Annotated in this window: 2 protein-coding genes; both read left to right on the top strand. The window is 71.0% G+C overall.

Going from position 1 to position 3,156, the window contains the following annotated elements:
* Positions 1 to 496: 496 nt before the first annotated feature.
* The gene (locus ABD54_RS25090; protein WP_047872018.1) at positions 497 to 2,092 is read left to right on the top strand and encodes a polysaccharide deacetylase family protein; all 1,596 of its coding nucleotides are present in this window, start codon (positions 497 to 499) and stop codon (positions 2,090 to 2,092) included.
* A gap of 418 nt (positions 2,093 to 2,510) precedes the next feature.
* Positions 2,511 to 3,156 (top strand): cbb3-type cytochrome c oxidase subunit I (locus ABD54_RS25085; protein WP_235432192.1); only part of this gene is annotated, 646 nt, incomplete at its 3' end.

Below are 3,156 nucleotides of genomic sequence, written 5' to 3'. Positions count from 1 at the left end.
GGGGGAGGCCGCCGCCGGGCGGCGGATAGCCTCCGCCTCCTCCGGGAGGGGGCTGGTGGCCACCGCTTCCCCCGGTCGGGGGGAAGTAGCCGCCGGTTCCGGGACCGTAACTCATGGGCGCCTTTCAGGGGTGGCCGGAGCGGGCGCTCCGACGGGGGAGGGCGTGACACCGGCATCCGGATTCGTGGGGGAACACCGTGTACGCCCCTTCGGAATCAGTATGGCCGGAACGCGGACCCGCCGGGGACGGGCGCACCCGCGCCCGCACCGGGTTTCGGACAGTGCGCTCAGGTGGCCGCAAAGCCTCGGCCCCGGGGCCCGGAGACGGACCCCGGGGCCACCGGGGACACGGCGGCGCGACCCTCCCCACGGGCCCCCGGAGGCGGCATGCGGTCCGCCTGAGGCGGGTCGGGCGAACGGAGCGTGACCGCACACCGGACACGCTGAGTACGCGCACGCCTGCGAGGCGATTCACGCTGAGGTGAGCGGCTCGGATATGGTCCCCCTCGTGGCTGTCACCTCACTACGACGCAAACTCTCCGTCAGCGCGGCCGTGGGTCTGCTCCTGGTCCCCGGCTGCCACGCCGTGGAACAGGAGCTGCCCTACGCCGAGCCGGTCCGCTCCTCGCCCGACGACCTCGCGGGGATGGAGGCGAGCACCGTGTCGGTGACCACAGACGACAGCGCGGTGAGCTACCGCTACCCGCGGCTGGGCGGCGGCCACCCGCTGACGGTCGAGGCGCGCACCGCCATGGCCGCGCGCCAGACCGCCTTCCTGGAGGACCTGCCGGAGGGCGGCTCCCCCGAGCTGCACCAGGACACGGCCATCCTCGCCGCCTCTTCGGAGGTGGTGGGCGCACGGCTGACCGCGACCGCCTCCGCGGGCGGGGACGAGACCTTCGAGGCCGACACCCTGTGGTACGACGCCGACAGCGGGGAGGTACTGCCCTGGACCTCGCTGTTCCGGGACGAGGAGGCGATCGAGCGGGCCCACCTGGCCCTGGCAGAGGTCCTGGAGGAGGAGTACAACCTGCCCGAGCGCCAACTGCCCGGGCTGGTCGGCGAGGTCGTCTCGGGGGAGCGGTCGGCGCAGGCGGGCGGCGCGTCCGCCGACGGGCGGGGCGGAACGACCGACGGTGAGGCGGCCGGGGAACCGGGCGGCGGGGTGGCTGACGGGGGCCTGGAGCCGGTCGACCTGTCCGAGCCCGACCAGGCCCGGGAGGCCGCCGAGCGCTGGGCGGGCTCGCCGCTGGGCGACCTGGCCTTCAGCACGGCGGGCGGCCTGGCCGTGCGTATGGACCCCGACGCGGTGCCCGGCGCTGGCCGGGTCGGTGAGGTGCTGGTCCCGGTGGAGGCCGCCGACGTCGAGGGGCTGTTGTCCGAACTGGGCTACCTGGCCCGGGAGGCGGCCCTGGGCGTGGACGGCCCGGGCGACGGCCTCTCACAGGACGAGGGGGGCCTGAGCGCCCAGGGGCACACCCTGGACTGCGAGCGCCTCAAGTGCGTGGCGCTGACCTTCGACGACGGGCCGGGCGAGCACACCGACCGACTGCTGGACAGCCTGGCCGAGTACGACGCCCGCGCCACGTTCTACGTGCTGGGCTCGCTCGTGGACGCGTTCCCCGCACCGGTGGAGCGCATGGCCGAGGAGGGCCACGAGCTGGGCAACCACACCTGGAAGCACGACGACCTGGCCCAGATGTCGGCCGACGAGATCCGCAAGGACATCGAACGCACCAACGCGGCCGTGCGCGAGGTGACCGGGGTGGAGCCGCCGACCATCCGGCCGCCCTACGGGTCGCTGAACGGGACGGTGCGCAAGACGGTGGAACAGCCCCTGGTCCTGTGGGACGTGGACACGCTGGACTGGAAGAGCCGCGACACCGAGGACGTCAGCGCGGCTGCGCTTGACGACACCGTGCCGGGGAGCGTGGTGCTCTTCCACGACATCCACGAGACCTCCGTGGAGGCGATCCCGGACGTGCTGGCGGGACTGCACCGGCGGGGCTACCACTTCGTGACGGTCACCGACATCTTCGGCTACCAGGGCATGGAGTCGGGCGACGTGTACACCGACGCGCGGCTGTCGTAGGCCCCGCGCCCGCGAAGCGGTAAAGGGCGCCCGCCGCGCCCGGGACGGCGTCCGGAGCAGCGTCCGGGGGGCAGCGGTCGGCAGCCGGAAGGGCGCTGGCCAGAGGCGGCCCCCGCGGCTCCTTTCGCCAGCAAACAGGACATTCTCCGTCTGTTCGAGAAAACACTGGTGGCGATCACCGGCCCCGGCGGACCCGATGGGCTAGGTTGCGTTTCCGAGGCCCGGGAAATTCCCTTCCCGAATCGCCCTCAAGAAGGAAAAGCCTCGTTTTTCCGATTCGCACGCACCCATCTTCCGCACGGAGGCACGAGCAGTGGCACCAGCCAAGACCGCGGCAGAGGAGTCCTCCGCGAAGACCCGCAAGGGGTCGATCATCGTGAGCTGGCTGACCTCGACCGACCACAAGGTCATCGGGTACATGTACATCATCACCGCCTTCGTCTTCTTCGTCTTCGGCGGAATCCTCGCGGTGCTGATCCGCGCGGAACTGTTCTTTCCGGGCATGCAGATCATGTCCAACGAAGAGTACAACCAACTGTTCACCATGCACGGCACGATCATGCTGCTGCTCTTCGCGACCCCGCTTTTCGTGGGTTTCGGCAACGTGATCATGCCGTTGCAGATCGGCGCGCCCGACGTGGCGTTCCCGAGACTGAACCTGTTCGGCTACTACCTGTTCCTGTTCGGCGGGCTCATCGTCTCGGCCGGGTTCCTGACCCCGGGCGGCGCGGCCAGCTTCGGATGGTTCGCCTACACACCCCTGTCCTCAGCGGTCCACTCACCGGGGGTGGGGGGCGATCTGTGGATCCTGGGCCTGGTGGTGTCGGGTCTGGGCACCATCCTGGGCGCGGTCAACTTCATCACGACCGCCCTGTGCATGCGCGCGCCCGGTATGACGATGTTCCGCATGCCGATCTTCACCTGGAACATCATCCTGACCAGCGTGCTGGTGCTCATCGCGTTCCCCGTGCTGACCGCGGCCCTGATCGCGCTGGGCGCGGACCGCATGGTCGGCACCCAGGTGTTCAACGCCGAGCACGGCGGCGCCATCCTGTGGCAGCACC

It is taken from the genome of Nocardiopsis sp. RV163 (assembly GCF_001029525.1).
Lineage (GTDB): Bacteria > Actinomycetota > Actinomycetes > Streptosporangiales > Streptosporangiaceae > Nocardiopsis > Nocardiopsis dassonvillei.
The sequence above is the reverse complement of the archived record's forward strand: the minus strand, read 5'-3'. Positions and strand labels throughout refer to the sequence as shown.

Coding starts and splice junctions, on each gene's coding strand:
- ABD54_RS25090 (WP_047872018.1), top strand. CDS start 497: ATGGTCCCCCTCGTGGCTGTCACCTCACTACGACGCAAACTCTCCGTC.